This is a genomic window from Mesorhizobium sp. DCY119 (assembly GCF_003590645.1).
GTDB lineage: Bacteria > Pseudomonadota > Alphaproteobacteria > Rhizobiales > Rhizobiaceae > Mesorhizobium_M.
The window spans coordinates 3,512,198-3,527,566 of the sequence record NZ_CP031834.1 but is presented as its reverse complement, the minus strand read 5'-3'; the positions used below and the strand labels follow the sequence as shown (position 1 = coordinate 3,527,566).

The 15,369-nt window shown below is 61.6% G+C and carries 19 protein-coding genes; 11 read left to right on the top strand and 8 right to left on the bottom strand.

Going from position 1 to position 15,369, the window contains the following annotated elements:
• Window positions 1-172: 172 nt before the first annotated feature.
• Both DZG07_RS17175 and DZG07_RS17170 read left to right on the top strand, forming a co-directional pair.
• A complete protein-coding gene (locus tag DZG07_RS17175) occupies window positions 173-676 on the top strand; it encodes an N-acetyltransferase (protein WP_119818968.1) in 504 nt (167 codons plus the stop codon).
• A gap of 70 nt (window positions 677-746) precedes the next feature.
• Window positions 747-2,273 carry a RimK family protein gene (locus DZG07_RS17170; RefSeq protein WP_245429505.1) on the top strand — a complete coding sequence of 509 codons (1,527 nt, stop codon included), beginning with the start codon at window positions 747-749 and terminating at the stop codon, window positions 2,271-2,273.
• Here DZG07_RS17170 and DZG07_RS17165 read toward each other — a convergent pair.
• Both DZG07_RS17165 and DZG07_RS17160 read right to left on the bottom strand, forming a co-directional pair.
• On the bottom strand, window positions 2,230-2,847 hold the full coding sequence (locus DZG07_RS17165) for an HD family hydrolase (protein ID WP_119821837.1): 618 nt from the start codon (window positions 2,845-2,847) through the stop codon (window positions 2,230-2,232). The genes DZG07_RS17170 and DZG07_RS17165 overlap by 44 nt on opposite strands.
• Window positions 2,844-3,731, bottom strand: a complete 888-nt coding sequence (locus DZG07_RS17160; RefSeq protein ID WP_119818965.1) for a folate-binding protein YgfZ — start codon at window positions 3,729-3,731, stop codon at window positions 2,844-2,846. Before DZG07_RS17160 ends, DZG07_RS17165 begins: the two co-directional genes overlap by 4 nt.
• A gap of 83 nt (window positions 3,732-3,814) precedes the next feature.
• Here DZG07_RS17160 and DZG07_RS17155 point away from each other — a divergent pair, with 83 nt between their 5' ends.
• The gene (locus DZG07_RS17155; protein ID WP_119818962.1) at window positions 3,815-5,146 is read left to right on the top strand and encodes a dihydroorotase; all 1,332 of its coding nucleotides are present in this window, start codon (window positions 3,815-3,817) and stop codon (window positions 5,144-5,146) included.
• A 107-nt stretch (window positions 5,147-5,253) separates the two neighbouring features.
• Here the strand turns inward: DZG07_RS17155 and DZG07_RS17150 are convergent, their stop codons facing one another.
• The 5 genes from DZG07_RS17150 to DZG07_RS17130 all read right to left on the bottom strand — a co-directional run bounded on the left by DZG07_RS17150 (window position 5,254) and on the right by DZG07_RS17130 (window position 7,906).
• Window positions 5,254-6,051 (bottom strand): APA family fibronectin-binding glycoprotein, encoded by a 798-nt coding sequence (locus DZG07_RS17150; protein ID WP_119818959.1) that lies wholly within the window; start codon window positions 6,049-6,051, stop codon window positions 5,254-5,256.
• An 80-nt stretch (window positions 6,052-6,131) separates the two neighbouring features.
• The gene (locus DZG07_RS17145) at window positions 6,132-6,389 is read right to left on the bottom strand and encodes a hypothetical protein (RefSeq protein WP_091914014.1); all 258 of its coding nucleotides are present in this window, start codon (window positions 6,387-6,389) and stop codon (window positions 6,132-6,134) included.
• Window positions 6,390-6,705: 316 nt separating this feature from the next.
• Window positions 6,706-7,041 (bottom strand): hypothetical protein, encoded by a 336-nt coding sequence (locus tag DZG07_RS17140; RefSeq protein ID WP_119818957.1) that lies wholly within the window; start codon window positions 7,039-7,041, stop codon window positions 6,706-6,708.
• A gap of 13 nt (window positions 7,042-7,054) precedes the next feature.
• Window positions 7,055-7,432 (bottom strand): TIGR02301 family protein, encoded by a 378-nt coding sequence (locus tag DZG07_RS17135; protein ID WP_091914017.1) that lies wholly within the window; start codon window positions 7,430-7,432, stop codon window positions 7,055-7,057.
• Between the two features lie 48 nt (window positions 7,433-7,480).
• Window positions 7,481-7,906 carry an NUDIX domain-containing protein gene (locus DZG07_RS17130; protein WP_119818954.1) on the bottom strand — a complete coding sequence of 142 codons (426 nt, stop codon included), beginning with the start codon at window positions 7,904-7,906 and terminating at the stop codon, window positions 7,481-7,483.
• Window positions 7,907-8,032: 126 nt separating this feature from the next.
• Here DZG07_RS17130 and DZG07_RS17125 point away from each other — a divergent pair, with 126 nt between their 5' ends.
• A complete protein-coding gene (locus tag DZG07_RS17125; protein WP_119818951.1) occupies window positions 8,033-8,800 on the top strand; it encodes an SOS response-associated peptidase in 768 nt (255 codons plus the stop codon).
• An 18-nt stretch (window positions 8,801-8,818) separates the two neighbouring features.
• The gene (locus DZG07_RS17120) at window positions 8,819-9,448 is read left to right on the top strand and encodes a LysE/ArgO family amino acid transporter (protein WP_119818948.1); all 630 of its coding nucleotides are present in this window, start codon (window positions 8,819-8,821) and stop codon (window positions 9,446-9,448) included.
• On the opposite strand, the gene DZG07_RS17115 is transcribed toward DZG07_RS17120, so the two are convergent.
• Window positions 9,425-9,583, bottom strand: a complete 159-nt coding sequence (locus DZG07_RS17115) for a transcriptional regulator (RefSeq protein ID WP_091914021.1) — start codon at window positions 9,581-9,583, stop codon at window positions 9,425-9,427. The two genes, DZG07_RS17120 and DZG07_RS17115, sit on opposite strands and share 24 nt — an antisense overlap.
• Before the next feature lie 379 nt (window positions 9,584-9,962).
• Between DZG07_RS17115 and cysS the strand changes: the two genes are divergently transcribed.
• Genes cysS through cimA form a run of 6 tightly spaced genes read left to right on the top strand, consistent with a single transcriptional unit; the run spans window position 9,963 to window position 15,310 of the window.
• Window positions 9,963-11,381 carry a cysteine--tRNA ligase gene (cysS, locus tag DZG07_RS17110; protein ID WP_119818945.1) on the top strand — a complete coding sequence of 473 codons (1,419 nt, stop codon included), beginning with the start codon at window positions 9,963-9,965 and terminating at the stop codon, window positions 11,379-11,381.
• Window positions 11,378-11,761: a VOC family protein gene (locus DZG07_RS17105; RefSeq protein WP_119818942.1), complete on the top strand. Its 384-nt coding sequence runs from the start codon at window positions 11,378-11,380 to the stop codon at window positions 11,759-11,761. The genes cysS and DZG07_RS17105 overlap by 4 nt, the downstream gene beginning before the upstream one ends.
• Before the next feature lie 12 nt (window positions 11,762-11,773).
• Window positions 11,774-12,265, top strand: a complete 492-nt coding sequence (locus DZG07_RS17100) for a GFA family protein (protein ID WP_119818939.1) — start codon at window positions 11,774-11,776, stop codon at window positions 12,263-12,265.
• Complete coding sequence (locus DZG07_RS17095; protein WP_119818936.1) at window positions 12,262-12,738, top strand: GFA family protein; 477 nt, start codon at window positions 12,262-12,264, stop codon at window positions 12,736-12,738. The genes DZG07_RS17100 and DZG07_RS17095 overlap by 4 nt, the downstream gene beginning before the upstream one ends.
• The gene (pip, locus tag DZG07_RS17090; protein ID WP_119818933.1) at window positions 12,735-13,691 is read left to right on the top strand and encodes a prolyl aminopeptidase; all 957 of its coding nucleotides are present in this window, start codon (window positions 12,735-12,737) and stop codon (window positions 13,689-13,691) included. The genes DZG07_RS17095 and pip overlap by 4 nt, the downstream gene beginning before the upstream one ends.
• Window positions 13,688-15,310, top strand: a complete 1,623-nt coding sequence (gene cimA / locus DZG07_RS17085; RefSeq protein ID WP_197716870.1) for a citramalate synthase — start codon at window positions 13,688-13,690, stop codon at window positions 15,308-15,310. The genes pip and cimA overlap by 4 nt, the downstream gene beginning before the upstream one ends.
• Window positions 15,311-15,369: the final 59 nt, after the last annotated feature.

Sequence of the window (15,369 nt, the reverse complement as noted above, 5' to 3'; positions counted from 1 at the left end):
GAACGGTCATCCCTGTCATCAAAGTTTCCGCGCTTCGCCATACGCTGCAAGAAGTCACAATTCGGCCCAATTCGAGGAGCGATAGCGCTTTCGATGCCGTCGCGCCAATGCCTCGGTCAGAGACGTTCTGCCCACCTTCGAGCACGCTTTCGATCGAGGTTTCCTGGCTCCTATGAACGCAGACATTCGCCCGGCCCGCGCCTCTGATATTGGCGCACTCGTGGCGCTCGAAAACGCGGTTTTCGAGACCGATCGCATGTCCAGAAACGCCTTCCGCCGCATGATCGTCAGCAAGAGCGCGTCAATCCTGATTGCCGAGCGCGACGACGCGCTTGCGGGCCACTGCGTGGTACTGCTGCGCGCTGGAAGCAACAAGGCACGGCTCTATTCGCTGGCCGTCGCGCCAAACAGCGGCGGTGGGCTGGGTCGCGCTTTGCTGACGGCTGCCGAAAACGCGGCAACCGCCAAGCGGCGAAAGGCCATGCGCCTCGAAGTGCGCGAGGACAATCTTCGCGCGATCGATCTCTATGAGAGGAACGGCTACCGGCCGATCGGGCGCAAGCCTGCCTATTACGCCGATGGGGCGGACGCCTTGCGCTATGAAAAGCCGCTCGGCGTCACGGCCCCCGGCGATAGTGGCCCGCCCGGCAACGGCGCCGGAACCTCCTCGCCATGAGTCCATTGTCCTTCGCCCGGCGGGAAGCCGGACGCCGCCAACATCACCATCCGAAACAGCGTGAGCAAAAATGACCTGGGTCATTCTTACAGGCAGGCAAAGCGATCTCGACCAGGTGGCGACACCGCACAAGATCATCACCAACCGCGATTATCTGGCGCACCCGGCGCTGTTTCGCGGGCAGCGCCCCAAGGTCATCAACCTGTCGAACAGCTACAGCTACCAGAGCCGCGGTTATTACGCCTCGCTGCTGGCCAGTTCGCGCGGGCACAAGGTCATCCCCACCGTCGAGACGATGATCGACCTGTCCGAGCACAAGCTCTACGAGCACGCGCTGCCGGAACTGGAACTGGCACTCAACAAATGCCGCAAGGACCTTGGCGGCGCCTTTCCGGCCAAGGCGGTGTTCTTCTTCGGCATCGGCTCGTCCAAGGCGTGGGACCGTTTCGCCAAGCTGCTGTTCGACTGGTTCCGCGCTCCGGCGCTGGAGGTGTCGATCAAGGACAACCAGCAATGGGCCTCCATCCACAGGATCGGCTTTCACCCGCTGGCGCGCATGGCACCGGAGGAAAAGCCGCGCTTCCTCGAAAGCCTGGCGACCTACACCAACCGCGAATGGCGAGACACCAAGGCTCGCACGCCGGCGCGCTACACCTTCGCGACGTTGGTGAACCCGCATGAGGAACTGCCGCCGTCCGAGATCAGTTCGCTGCGTCACTGGGCGAAGATCGCCGAGAAGATGGGCGTCGAGGTTGAGCCGATCTCGCGCAAGGATCTGGCCAAGCTGGCCAATTACGATGCACTTTTCATCCGTGAGACGACGTCTATCTCCAACCACACCTACCGCTTCGCGCGCCGTGCCCAGCAGGAAGGCATGCCGGTCATCGATGACCCGCTGTCGATGATCCGCTGCACCAACAAGGTCTATCTCAACGAGTTGATGACCTACAACAACGTGCCCGTGCCGCCGACGGTAATGATCGCAGGACCCGCCGATCTGGAATTGGCGGCGCAGACGCTCGGCTTTCCGCTGGTGCTGAAGATCCCGGACAGCTCGTTTTCGCGCGGTGTGAAGAAGGCGTCGAATTTCGAGGAATTGAAGCAGCTTGCAACGCTGTGGCTGGAAGATTCCGACCTGCTGATCGCGCAGAAATTCATCCCGACGGACTACGATTGGCGCATAGGTGTGCTCGGCGGCCAGCCGCTTTTCGCGGTCCATTACCTGATGGCCAAGAAGCACTGGCAGATCGTCAACCACAAGGCCAATGGCAAGCCGGACCAAGGCGGCTTCAAGTCATTCACCTTGAAGGATGCGCCCGCCCACGTCGTCGAAACGGCGGTGCGCGCCGCCCGCTGCATCGGCGACGGGCTTTATGGCGTCGATCTGAAGGAAACCCGCGACGGCGTCTTCGTCATTGAGGTCAACGACAACCCCAACCTTGACCATGGCTGCGAGGATACCGGTGAGAAAGACGAAGTCTGGACCAGGCTGACGCAATGGTTCCTCGACCGTTTGGAGCGGCCGGCTGTCAACAACTCGATGAATGAGCGGCTTATCCTGCCTGACGCAAACGCTCGATTGCGGAAAAACGCTTGAGAAAGGCAGACTGAACGGCTTTTGCGGGGCGGCAGGTCAGGTCGAAACTGTCGGCCGAAATGCCGCGTGGCCGCCCGAAGAACTGCGTCGCCTCCGAGATCGTGAAGCCGGCGAGGACAGTGGCTTCAAAGTACGCAGCGATCTGATCGGCCCGTTTGATTTCTTTTTTCAGCTTCTCGTTGATATCGGCGGGCAGCGAAAATCGCAGATGGATCGCCCGCTGCAACCGCTGCTCGACGGCCTTGTAGCCACCGCCGACCACCGACTTGAATGGCGAGATCATGTCGCCGATCACATATTCCGGGGCGTCGTGCAGTAGTGCCGCAAGCCGCGCATCGGGCGAGGGCTCCTTGACCTGTTGCGCAAAAATTTCCTCGACCAGCAGCGAATGCTGGGCCACCGAAAATGCATGGTCGCCGCCGGTCTGGCCGTTCCAGCGGGCAACGCGCGCCAGGCCGTGGGCGATATCGGAAATCTCGACGTCGAGCGGCGACGGATCGAGCAGGTCCAGCCTGCGGCCCGACAGCATGCGCTGCCAGGCACGGGCCGGCGCACCGGCCTTGTCGGCCATTATGCGTCCTCCGTCGAGGCCGACTCCTGCGGGAAGGTGAATTTTGCCCAACCGGGGATAGCCAACGAGACCGCAACCTCGCCGGCGGTTATCGCGGTGCCTGCATCCATAGCGTCCTTGACCCGGTCGATGCGAACGATCGCCAGTCCGTTGTTGCCGGAGACACTGCCGAGCGCACCGATTGTCTTTCCGGCAGCTTTGATATCGGTACCGCTTGGCGGCAGCGGTTCTTCCGCCGAAACCAACAGCACGCGGCGGCGCGCCGTACCGCGATGGTGCATACGCGAGACGACCTCCTGTCCGATGTAACAGCCCTTGCCGAAACCGACGCCGCCGGTCTGGTCGAGCAGCACGTCGTGCGGAAAAGCGTCGCTGAGCGCATAATCAGGACCGCTTTCGGCAATGCCGTGGGCGAGACGAAAATCCTCCCACGCCTGTATCTGGTCGCCGGCAGGAGCGGTTTGGCCATAAATGCGGAACACGCGAGCCGGTTCGGCAAAGCGCCGATCATGCCTCACGATTGAATCAGTTTGTGAGGCACTTGAATCAGAAACTGAAGCGTTTGAATCAGGATTCCATGAGACGGAGACAAGCAGTTGTTCCTGCTTGAAAATATCGACTTTTGCGCGAAGCTTGTAGAGCGTCAGACGGCGGATGAAATCGTTGGCGATGTCGGCACGGCATTCCAGCAGCAACCCGCCTTTGCCGTCGCGCGAGACGAGAAAATCGAACAGGATCTTGCCTTGCGGCGTCAGCAGCGCGCCCGGCTTGGCGTCTTCGGCGCCAAGGGCGTCCAGATCGGTGGTGAGAATGTTCTGCAGGAAATGCTCGGCATCCGGGCCGAAGATGGAAATCACAATGCGGTCGGGGAGCTGAACTGCGGGCATTCGGACGTGACCTGATCTTGCAAATCTGTTGGCCATTACGTAAGCCGCACGCATCGCAGGGGCAAGAGCCGGAAGAGACGCTGATGACAACGACGTTCGACCTCATCCTCAAGGGCGGCACGGTCGTCAATCATGATGGCACCGGCCTGCGCGATGTCGGCGTGCGCGCCGGGCGCATCGCGGCGATCGGCGATCTCGGGCAGGCATCCGCCGGTGAAGTCATCGATTGCACCGGCTTGCATATCCTTCCGGGCGTGGTCGACAGCCAGGTTCATTTCCGCGAGCCGGGGCTTGAGCACAAGGAAGATCTGGAGACAGGCTCCCGCGCCGCGGTACTCGGCGGCGTCACCGCCGTCTTCGAGATGCCCAACACCAACCCGCTGACCACCAGCGAGGCAGCCCTTGCCGACAAGGTGTCGCGCGCGACGAACCGCATGCATTGCGATTTCGCCTTCTGGGTCGGCGGCACACGCGAAAATGCCGGGGACGTTGCCGAGCTTGAGCGCCTGCCGGGCGCTGCCGGCATCAAGGTCTTCATGGGCTCGTCCACCGGCAACCTGCTGGTCGAGGACGATGACGGCGTCTTCTCGATCCTAAAGAACACCCGCCGCCGCGCTGCCTTCCACTCGGAAGATGAATTTCGCCTGCGCGAACGCCTCGGCGAGCGCGTTGAGGGCGATCCCTCCTCGCATCCCGTCTGGCGCGACGAGATCGCGGCGCTGCAATGCACGGAGCGCCTAGTGCGCATTGCGCGCGCCGCGCGCGCCCGCATCCATGTGCTGCATATCTCTACGGCCGAGGAGATCGCGTTCCTCGAAAACCACAAGGATGTCGCCACCTGCGAGGCGACGCCGCATCATCTCACCCTTTCCGCCGACGACTATGCGACGCTCGGCACTTTGATCCAGATGAACCCACCGGTTCGCGCCGCGCGGCACCGCGACGGTGTCTGGCACGGCATCTCGCAAGGCATCGTCGACGTGCTCGGCTCCGACCATGCGCCGCATACGCTGGAAGAAAAGGCAAAGCCCTATCCGGCCTCGCCCTCTGGCATGACCGGCGTGCAGACGCTGGTCCCGATCATGCTCGACCACGTCAATGCAGGCAGGCTGTCGCTGGAACGGCTGGTCGATCTCACCAGCCATGGCCCGCAGCGCCTGTTCGGCATGGCGCGCAAGGGCCGCATTGCGGCGGGCTACGAGGCGGATTTCACGGTCGTGGACCTCAAGCGCCGCGAAACCATCACCAACGCCCAGGCCGGCTCGAAAGCCGGCTGGACGCCCTATGACGGCAGGCAGGTGACCGGCTGGCCGGTCGGCACGATCATCCGCGGCAACCGCGTGATGTGGGAAGGCGAGATCGTCATGCCCGGGCAGGGACAGGCCGTCGCATTCTCCGAGGCATTGCCGGCCTGATCACTCAAGGCAGCATCGAGAACATTCAAAAACGAAAACACCCGCCAAAGCAGATGCTTGGCGGGTGTTTTTGATTCAGACCGGTATGAGCGGTGCCTGTCGGCGCGTCACTCGCCCGCGACGAAGAAGGCCCACTTGCCTTCCGGCGTGATGCCGAGGCGATAAAAATTGTAGACGCCGTAGCTCTTCATGTCTTCATAGTCGCCGGCGGTGACGATCTTGAAGAGCTCGACGCGCTGGCGTGGCGTCAGCTTTTCCAGCGGCATGGCGAAGAAATAGGGCCAGGCGTAGAGTTCCTCGGGCTTGCCCACATCGACATGGACATAACCGCCATTGAGGATGTTTTCCATGATGGCCAGCAGTTCCTCGCCGTTCTTGTCGCCGGAGAGGTCCTTGAGGTAGGTGATCGGGTCGTCTTCCAGGTCGCTGAGCGACAATTGCGTCGCTTCGTCGCCGGTGCCGATCAGCGGGCGCAATTTCTCGATATCGCCGCTCATTGCCACGTCGAGCAGCAACTGGCGCATGCGCTTCACGGGTTCGGGCAGCGACTGGACGTCGTAAAGAATTTCCGGCAGCGGCGCGTTCGGGTCTTCGCTGGTGTGCGTGGAGCCGTTGGGTGCCGCCGGTCCTTCGTCGGGCTCGGCCTGGTCATCCTGCTGCTGCACATCCGGCAGCGGTGTTTTCTGTATGGGATCAGGCGAGGGGACGGTATTTTCCGGCGCGGCCTCGTCCTGTGACGGGGCGGCTGGAGCATCTTCGCGCTTGATTTCGCTCAGGGCCGAGGCGGGCAAAGTTCCGAAAAGCACGGTGGTGGGCAGCGCAACGCCGACTGCCGCAAACCACAACAAAGCCGCCATATGCGCGCCTCTGCGGCTTTGCGATTTCGCCTGCGTCGATACCTGCATGTCCCATCCTCTCCCGAGGCATCGCAACAGATTCGATGCCCGTCAGTTTCTTACACTGAAAAAGAGGGTTTGGGGACGTGTCAATGTCGCAGGCGAACAGGCTCGAACTCGCCGGCGATAACTTTTTCGCGCATCTCGTCCAGCAGAGCCAAGGCTGCGGCTTCGCCATTGGTACGCAAAATCTCGACAAACGCTGTGGAAAGGGCAGCTTCCGCGATGATGTCGGCTTCGATGCCGGCGGACAGACCTTCAGCCCAGGCTTCGTTGTGACACTCCACCGCTGTCAGGCGCTTTTCTTCCCGGACCAGCGCGTCAATATCGCTGATCGTGTGCTCCATACTCATCTTCCACCCTTTCAAGTCATGGTCCCGGTCGGTCGGACCACCTTGAGCTGTCCCTTGCGAAGTCCCGATAGAAAGGGACAAAACTGACCACTGCAAATGCGATGTTTCTACTGTCTGCGCCTTGCAAATGGCCGATAGATCAAAAACCCCGAGTCATTTGACGGCTACCGTAACGCAAACGTCACGGGGCCGACAGGAATAACTAAAACTTAAGTTAACCCACAAAATGGCGGTTAAACTTTGATTTAGAAGTGTGGCGAATCCGCCACGATTCAACCTGCCACCAACGAAAGGCTTAGAGCGGCATAAGTCACTTGGGCCGAATGCTGGCGATGTCCGGAACAGACCGATAGTCCCCGGCCTCTCTATCCAGCCAGTTGATCTGTGTTTTCCCCAGATTCCTGAGGTACTCGCATGCTTCGGCAAACAGCGGCTCGCGCAAATCGCGGGCCGTCAGAAGCCGCTCTTCCGACCCGAGGCCGCATTTCAGGAAATGCACTTCAGCCGGTGTGTCGACATAGGATCGGGCGACAAACGCCGATTGCTCGTTTGAAAATCGATAGATGTCATACTCGTAGAAATAGTCGTAGTAGCCGTTTTCGTCCGGGTCCGACGCATCGATGTGATGAGTTGTTTCGACGGTCATCGCAGGGAGCGGGCTAGTTTCCATAACGAGCGGCGACATCGCGTGTCAGCGTCTCGCCTTCCTTCATGTAGCGGGCGATGGCTTCCGTTGCGGACGGTGTGCAACTCGAATAGCTGCCTTGGAACGAACGGTAGCCACGGTTGAAGCTGGCGATGAATTTGGCGCGCCGCGTCGGGTCGGGTTTTTCCGCCTCCAGAAGCTTCTCCATCTGGTCGCGCCACTGGGTTCCTTCCTCGCCGCACAGGTTGCGCAGGAAGTGCAGTGAACCGAGCACTTCAGACAGGCGCATCAGGCTGCCTTCGAACGGCGCCTCTACCGCGCGCGCCGGCACCGTCGCGGCCGAGGAGGCGACAGCGAGAAATGCGGTGAAAAACAGCGTGGCGCGGCTCATAAGCCCTTGTGGCGAAACAATTTGACAGCCGCAAGGCGGCTTGCCGCTCTATTCCCCGCTTATTGCAGCGTCGGCAAGCAGTGCGCGGGAAACCTCCATGACGGAATCTGTGACCGGCATGGCCTCCATCTGCGCCAGCGTGAAGAACCCGGCCTCTGCCGCGTCGCTGTCGGGATGCGGTTCGCCGCCTGCATCCTCGCCGGTAAAGACCTGAAGCCGGTAAGTGATGGCTTTTCCGTCGCGCTCGGCATCGATCATGAAGACTTCCAGCGTCTGGAGATTGCGCGCCCGCATTCCGGTTTCCTCGAAAAGCTCGCGCGCTGCTGCTTCCGCTTCGCTCTCTCCGGCCTCCACGCGCCCACCCGGAAAGGCATAAAGCCCCAGAGAGGGTGCCTGTCCGCGCTTCACCAGAAGCACCCGGTCGCCGCGCAGGAGCGCGACCGAAACTGCCGGTATGGTCAGCCTTTCCTGCATGTCTGCTGCTTTCCCGTGGCCGTGAATTGATTTGGGGATCGGCCGGATGGCCCAATCGATACAGGTTGCGGCAACGGATTTCCACCGCCACAGTGATTTCACAAGATCAACGGTACCAAGCCAAGAATGTGCGGACGTTTCGCGCTCACTTCCAGCCCAAAAGAGGTAGACGAGGCATTCTCGCTCCCCGAGCTTGAGGCTTTTCCACCGCGCTACAACATCGCGCCGACGCAGCCGATCCTGATGGTCATGGCCGGCGAACCGCGCCAGCCCGGCTCGAACCTGCCCGATCGAACGTCGCTGCTGGTGCGCTGGGGCCTGATTCCGACCTGGGTCAAGGACACGCGGAACTTTCCGCTGCTGTTCAACGCGCGTTCGGAAAGCGCATCCGAAAAAGCTTCGTTCCGCACTGCGATGCGGCATCGCCGCGCGCTCATCCCGGCTTCCGGTTTTTATGAATGGCGCCAGGACGGCAAGAAGAAGGGCCAGCCTTTTTGGGTACGGCCGCGGGACGGCGGGCTCATCGCCTTCGCCGGCCTGATGGAGACCTATGCGGAGCCCGGCGGCTCGGAAATGGACACCGGCGCGATCCTGACCACGCATGCCAACAGCGACATAGCTCACATCCACGAGCGCATGCCGATCGTCATTCATGCCCAGGATTTCTCGCGCTGGCTTGACTGCCGGTTCCAGGAACCACGCGACGTCGCCGATCTGTTGCGGCCGGCCGAGCAGGGGTTCTTCGAGGCAATCCCGGTGTCGGATCTCGTCAACAAGGTCGCCAACACCGGCCCGGAAATCCAGGATCGCATCGATCCGGCGCTGATTCAGGAAACGCCGAAGCCCGAGCCGAAGAAAAAGCCGCCTTCAGACGACCAGATGTCACTGTTTTAGAGTCTCAGGTAAACATCCATGCCGTCATCAGCTCTCTGGCCGGCCGCGCTGTCGGGGTTTCTTCTCGGCGCTTCGCTCATCATGGCGATAGGCGCGCAGAACGCCTTCATCCTGCGGCAAGGCCTGCTGCGCCAGCATGTCTTCGTCCTGAGCCTGATCTGCGCGCTGTCGGACGCCTTGCTGATCGCAGCGGGCGTAGCCGGCCTCGGCTCGCTGATCGCGACCTCGCCTATGCTGATCAATGTCGTGACAATTGGCGGCGCGATATTCCTGTTTTCCTATGCGGTCATCGCTTTCCGGCGCGCCATGAAGCCGGAAGCGCTGCATGCGGCCAAAAAGGGTGAGGGGAGCCTGAAGGCGGCAATCGCGGCCTGCCTGGCCTTCACCTTCCTCAACCCGCATGTCTATCTCGACACGGTGGTGCTTTTGGGCTCTCTGTCTGCCAGATACGAAGGTTCGGCCCGCGCCGCTTACGGCGCAGGTGCGGCTATCGCTTCCTTCGTGTGGTTTTTCGGGCTGGGCTATGGCGCCCGCCTGCTTGAGCCGATATTTGCGCGCCCGGCTGCATGGCGCGTACTCGACGTGCTGATCGGCCTCGTCATGGCCGGCATAGGGCTGAGCCTGTTAGGCCGCCTTGCCTATGGCTGATGCGGCCGGCTTGCGCTTCTTGGCTGCAAGTACCGCTGCCAGGATCGCTGCCGGACCGATGGCACGATAGTGGCTCGTGAGCGTGGCATATTGAGCGCGGATTCGCTCGGCTTCGCTCTTCGTGGTGGCTGACATTGTCATCTTCCCCAAGGTTATGTCCCGTCAAGGCACTGCAATGATGGTGCAATGGGACGAAATCGTGACGCGTGCCGTGATTTCGAGCCAGCTAACCAATTTCATGTATAGACATGTTTAATAAAAACTTACGATGCGCCCCGGCATCGAAAAGACGACGCGTTTCCCGCGAAGATGCGACTTGACGGCAACACTATCGGGCGCGATAAAGCCTTCCATGAAAACGCCTTACGCCATTTGTGGCATTTGCATTATCGGCTAGCGCACGCGCTGGTCAGGACGTTTTCGCCTTTTCTCCCCAGACAGGACAAACGCCCGGCCAGCAGGCTGGAGCATGTTTTCGCCTTGCGGCGATCTTCTTTACGGACTGGGATTTCGAATGTCGGACGGATTTAAAGGCCTGCGAATTTACAACACGCTGACGCGCACGAAGGAAGACTTCGTGCCGATCGATGCGAACAATGTCCGCATGTATGTCTGCGGCCCGACCGTCTACGACTTCGCCCATATCGGCAATGCGCGGCCCGTCATCGTCTTCGACGTGCTCTACCGCCTGTTGCGCCACCTCTACGGCGCCGACCACGTCACCTATGCGCGCAACATCACCGACGTTGACGACAAGATTAACGCGCGCGCGCTGCGCGACTTCCCTGACCTGCCGCTCAACGAGGCGATCGGCAAGGTGACGAAGAAGACGGCCGACCAGTTCCATGCCGATGTCGCGACGCTGGGCTGCCTGAAGCCGACCTTCGAGCCGCGCGCCACCGAATTCGTCGAGCCGCGCGCCGACGGCAAGGCCGACATGATCACCTTGATTCAACGCTTGATCGAACGCGGCCATGCCTATGAAGCGCAAGGCGAAGTCCTGTTCGACACCGCTTCGATGCCCGACTATGGCCAATTGTCGAAGCGTCCTCTGGACGAGCAGCAGGCCGGCGCGCGCGTGGCGGTCGATGCCCACAAAAAGAGCCCTGGCGACTTCGTGTTGTGGAAGCTGTCTTCGCACAACGAACCGGGGTGGCAAAGCCCATGGGGCAGGGGTCGCCCCGGCTGGCACATCGAATGCTCGGCTATGAGTGCGGCCTATCTCGGCGAGGTCTTCGACATCCATGGCGGCGGGCTCGACCTCATCTTCCCGCACCACGAGAACGAGATCGCGCAGTCGCGTTGCGCCCATGGCACTGACGTCATGGCCAACTACTGGATGCACAACGGCTTCCTGCAGGTCGAGGGCCGCAAGATGTCGAAGAGCGAAGGCAACTTCGTCACCATCAACGAGTTGCTGGAGACGGACAAATTCGGCGGCCGCAAATGGCCGGGCGAAGTGCTGCGCCTGGCCATGCTGATGACGCATTACCGCGAGCCGATCGATTTTAGCGTCCGCAAGCTGGAGGAGGCGGAGAACACGCTGCGCAAGTGGAAGCGCGCGGCCGATCTAGCCCCAGACGGCGCGGCGGCGATCCCGGCTGCGCTCATCGAGGCTCTGGCTGACGACTTGTCCACGCCGGCAGCATTTCAAGTCCTGTCGCAACTGGCTTCTGAAGCAGCCGGCAATGGCGAAGCTGCAGCTTCTCTCCGAGCAGCCTTGCCATTCCTCGGATTTGACTTGGATGTAGCCGAGGTCGATGAAAGCGCTGTCGCCGAAGTGATCGCCAACCGGCTGGCGCTGATTGCAGCCAAGAACTGGGCCGAGGCCGATCGCATCCGCGACGAACTCTTGGCGCAGGGCGTCCAGCTCAAGGACGGCAAGGACCCCGCCACCGGCGAGCGCATCACAACCTGGGAGGTAAGGCGATGATCGATCATCTTGGCATAAGCGTCAGCAATTTCGACGCCTCGAAAACCTTCTACGATCAGGCGTTTGCGCCGCTTGGTGCATCGCTGCTCTACATGGTGCCGGAGCAATATACCGGCGGCGTCAAGGTCGGCGGTTATGGGCGGGAGCGTCCGATGTTCTGGCTGCATGAAGCCTCGCCCACCGGACCTGGCAGACACTATGCCTTCTCGGCGCGGTCGCGCGCCGAGGTTGACGCTTTTCACAAGGCAGCCCTTGCTGCCGGCGGCAAGGACAATGGCGCGCCGGGCCTGCGGCCGCATTACCACGCCGACTATTATGGTGCTTTCGTCTTCGATCCTGACGGCAACAATGTCGAGGCCGTCTGTCACGCGCCCGAGTAGCGGAGGATTAGCATGAGCCTCGACAACAGGCCGGTCTATAGCGGTGGATGCCAGTGCGGCGCAGTGCGTTTTCATGTTGAAGGCACGCTGGGCGATGCCTCGATCTGCCATTGCCGCATGTGCCAGAAGGCGAGCGGCAATTTTTATCTGCCGCTGGTCTCTGTGCGTCAGGCAAAGCTTAGCTGGACGCGCGGGGAACCGAAAAGGTTCAAGTCGTCCAACTTCGCCCATCGCGGCTTTTGCGGCGATTGCGGCACACCGCTGACTTATGAAGCGCCTGATGGCGTCGCCTTGGCGATCGCCGCCTTCGACGATCCCGCGAGCATCCCGCCGACCATCCAGTGGGGCACCGAGGCGAAGCTGCCCTATGTTGACGCCATCCCGCAATTGCCGGGCGAAAGTACGATGGCAGACATTGAGTCTGCACCGTTTCTTGCCGATCTCGTTTCCTATCAGCATCCCGATCACGACACCGAAACCTGGCCTCCGGAGAAGCAATCATGACGGAATCTGTTCGAACCGGCGGCTGCCAGTGCGGCGCCGTGCGTTTTCGCATTCATGGTGCGCTTGGGCGCGCCTCGATCTGCCATTGCCGCATGTGCCAGAAGGCATTCGGCGGGTTTTTCGGTCCGCTGGTCGGCGCTCCAAAGGACGGCGTCGAATGGACGCGCGAGGAGCCGAGCTACTTCCAGTCCTCGGTCAATATCGACCGCGGTTTCTGCGCGCGTTGCGGAACGCCGCTGACCTATCGCCACTCGGACGGGCTGGAGATTGCCATCGGCGCCTTCGACGACCGTTCCGATCTCGATCCGAAAATCCAGGTCAATTTCGGCTCGCGCCTGCCATGGGTCGAGACGATCTTCGATCAGCCGAAACGCACCGACAACGATGACGCGATGCATCAGGAGAACATCATTTCCTTCCAGCATCCCGATCACGAAACACCCGCCTGGCCAACACAGGGTTTGAAACTATGATGCATGAACTGCGCACGCTCTATCCCGAGATCGAACCGTTCGATAGCGGCATGCTCGACGTCGGTGATGGCCACCGGATCTACTGGGAGCGCTCGGGCACGCGCGGCGCAAAGCCTGCAGTGTTCCTGCATGGTGGGCCGGGCGGAACGATTTCGCCAAAGCATCGGCGGCTGTTCGACCCGAAGCTTTATGACGTCATTCTGTTCGACCAGCGCGGCTGTGGAAAATCCACGCCGCACGCCAGTCTCGACAACAATACCACCTGGGATCTCGTGGCCGACATGGAGCGCCTGCGCGAAATGGCCGGCTTCGACAAATGGCTGGTCTTCGGCGGTTCGTGGGGCTCGACGCTGGCGTTGGCCTATGCCGAGACGCATCCGGAACGTGTCAGCGAACTGGTCCTGCGCGGCATCTTCACGCTCCGCCGCGCCGAACTCGAATGGTACTATCAGCACGGTGCCTCGCAGTTTTTCCCCGACAAGTGGGAACGCTTCCTCGCGCCAATCCCCGAAGCCGAGCGCGGCGACATGATGGCCGCCTACCGCAAGCGCCTCACCGGCGATGACTATGCCGTCAAGATTGAGGCGGCCAAGGCGTGGAGCATCTGGGAAGGCCAGACGATAACGCTGCTGCCCGACACGTCGGTAAACGCGCAGCGTGGGGGCGACGACTACGCGCTGGCCTTCGCGCGCATCGAGAACCACTATTTCGTCCATGGCGGCTGGGTCGAGGATGGGCAGCTCATCCGCGACGCCGGCAAGCTCGGCGATATTCCCGGCGTCATCGTGCAGGGCCGCTACGACATGGCCTGCCCTGCGGCGACTGCCTGGCAACTGCACAAGGCCTGGCCGCAGTCTGAATTTCATCTGGTCGAGGGGGCAGGGCATGCCTTCTCCGAACCGGGCATTCTCGACCGGTTGATCCGGGCGACCGACCATTTCGCGGGAAAATGACGATGGCACGCGAACGCATCTATCTCTTCGACACGACCTTGCGCGACGGCCAGCAGACGCCGGGCATCGACTTTTCGGTCGAGGACAAGATTGCGATCGCGAAGATGCTGGACGAATTCGGCATTGATTATGTCGAGGGCGGCTATCCCGGAGCGAACCCGACCGACACCGCGTTTTTCAGCCAGAAGCGGACGGCGCGCGCAAAGTTCGTCGCCTTCGGCATGACCAAGCGCGTCGGCGTTTCGGCGTCCAACGATCCGGGGCTTGCCGCGCTGGTGCAATCGAAGTCGGATGCGGGGTGTTTCGTTGCCAAGAGCTGGGACTATCATGTCCGCGTCGCACTTGGCTGCACCAATGAGGAAAACCTCGCCGCCATCGCCGCATCCGTCGAGGCGGCACGCGCTGCCGGCAAGGAAGCGCTGGTCGATTGCGAGCACTTTTTCGACGGCTTCAAAGCCAATCCCGGCTACGCGCTGGCCTGCGCCAGAACGGCATTCGATGCCGGCGCGCGCTGGGTCGTGCTGTGCGACACCAACGGCGGCACGCAGCCATCGGAAGTGCGCGATATCGTTGAAAAGGTCATCACCAGTGGGATTCCGGGCGAGAATCTCGGCATTCATGCCCATGACGACACGGGCCAGGCGGTCGCAAATTCGCTTGCCGCAGTCGATGCCGGTGTGCGCCAGATCCAGGGAACGCTGAACGGCATCGGCGAGCGCTGCGGCAACGCCAACCTGATCACGCTGATCCCGACGCTGATGCTGAAGTCGGCCTTTGCCGATCGCATCGAAACCGGCATATCGGCGGAAGCGCTGGCCGGCATTTCCCGCCTGTCGCGCAATTTCGACGAACTGCTGAACCGCGCGCCGGAAGCGCAGGCGCCCTATGTCGGCGCATCGGCCTTCGCCACCAAGGCCGGCATTCATGCATCGGCGCTAGCAAAAGACCCGGCCACCTACGAGCATATCCCGCCAGAATCCGTCGGCAACCGGCGCAAGGTCATGGTGTCGGATCAGGGCGGCAAGGCCAATTTCGTCGCCGAACTCAAGCGGCGCGGCATTGACGTGCCGAGGGACGACAGCCGCCTCGATGCGCTGATTGCCGTGGTCAAGGAGCGCGAGGCGGAGGGCTATGCCTATGAGGGCGCCGACGCCAGCTTCGAGCTTCTGGCGCGCAAGATGCTGCACACCGTGCCGGAGTTTTTTCGCGTCACCTCCTTCCGCTGCATGATCGAGCGCCGCTTCGACGCCAACGGCCAGTTGAAGACCGTCTCCGAGGCGATCGTGAAGGTGCTGGTCGACGGCGAGGAGAAGATGTCGGTCGCCGAGGGCCATGGCCCGGTCAACGCGCTCGACATTGCGCTGCGCAAGGATCTCGGTAAATTCCAGCACGAGATCGGCGACCTCGAGCTTGCCGATTTCAAGGTGCGTATCCTCAATGGCGGTTCGGAAGCCGTCACCCGGGTGCTGATCGAATCGCATGATGCCACCGGCGCGCGCTGGTGGACGGTGGGCGTTTCCGACAACATCATAGACGCCTCGTTCCAGGCGCTGATGGATTCCATCGTCTATAAGCTGATGAAGAACCGCGAGATGGCCGGGCTGGTGGCGGCGGAATAACTGCTGCCTGGCATAAGCGAAACTGAAGCGATCATCATAAGTTTACGATGGTGCCGGGC

Excerpts from the sequence above, each read along its gene's own strand:
- DZG07_RS17175 (WP_119818968.1), top strand. The coding sequence starts at position 173 with ATGAACGCAGACATTCGCCCGGCCCGCGCCTCTGATATTGGCGCACTC.
- DZG07_RS17170 (WP_245429505.1), top strand. The coding sequence starts at position 747 with ATGACCTGGGTCATTCTTACAGGCAGGCAAAGCGATCTCGACCAGGTG.
- DZG07_RS17160 (WP_119818965.1), bottom strand. The coding sequence starts at position 3,731 with ATGCCCGCAGTTCAGCTCCCCGACCGCATTGTGATTTCCATCTTCGGC.
- DZG07_RS17155 (WP_119818962.1), top strand. The coding sequence starts at position 3,815 with ATGACAACGACGTTCGACCTCATCCTCAAGGGCGGCACGGTCGTCAAT.
- DZG07_RS17150 (WP_119818959.1), bottom strand. The coding sequence starts at position 6,051 with ATGCAGGTATCGACGCAGGCGAAATCGCAAAGCCGCAGAGGCGCGCAT.
- DZG07_RS17145 (WP_091914014.1), bottom strand. The coding sequence starts at position 6,389 with ATGGAGCACACGATCAGCGATATTGACGCGCTGGTCCGGGAAGAAAAG.
- DZG07_RS17140 (WP_119818957.1), bottom strand. The coding sequence starts at position 7,041 with ATGACCGTCGAAACAACTCATCACATCGATGCGTCGGACCCGGACGAA.
- DZG07_RS17135 (WP_091914017.1), bottom strand. The coding sequence starts at position 7,432 with ATGAGCCGCGCCACGCTGTTTTTCACCGCATTTCTCGCTGTCGCCTCC.
- DZG07_RS17130 (WP_119818954.1), bottom strand. The coding sequence starts at position 7,906 with ATGCAGGAAAGGCTGACCATACCGGCAGTTTCGGTCGCGCTCCTGCGC.
- DZG07_RS17125 (WP_119818951.1), top strand. The coding sequence starts at position 8,033 with ATGTGCGGACGTTTCGCGCTCACTTCCAGCCCAAAAGAGGTAGACGAG.
- DZG07_RS17120 (WP_119818948.1), top strand. The coding sequence starts at position 8,819 with ATGCCGTCATCAGCTCTCTGGCCGGCCGCGCTGTCGGGGTTTCTTCTC.
- DZG07_RS17115 (WP_091914021.1), bottom strand. The coding sequence starts at position 9,583 with ATGTCAGCCACCACGAAGAGCGAAGCCGAGCGAATCCGCGCTCAATAT.
- cysS (WP_119818945.1), top strand. The coding sequence starts at position 9,963 with ATGTCGGACGGATTTAAAGGCCTGCGAATTTACAACACGCTGACGCGC.
- DZG07_RS17105 (WP_119818942.1), top strand. The coding sequence starts at position 11,378 with ATGATCGATCATCTTGGCATAAGCGTCAGCAATTTCGACGCCTCGAAA.
- DZG07_RS17100 (WP_119818939.1), top strand. The coding sequence starts at position 11,774 with ATGAGCCTCGACAACAGGCCGGTCTATAGCGGTGGATGCCAGTGCGGC.
- DZG07_RS17095 (WP_119818936.1), top strand. The coding sequence starts at position 12,262 with ATGACGGAATCTGTTCGAACCGGCGGCTGCCAGTGCGGCGCCGTGCGT.
- pip (WP_119818933.1), top strand. The coding sequence starts at position 12,735 with ATGATGCATGAACTGCGCACGCTCTATCCCGAGATCGAACCGTTCGAT.
- cimA (WP_197716870.1), top strand. The coding sequence starts at position 13,688 with ATGACGATGGCACGCGAACGCATCTATCTCTTCGACACGACCTTGCGC.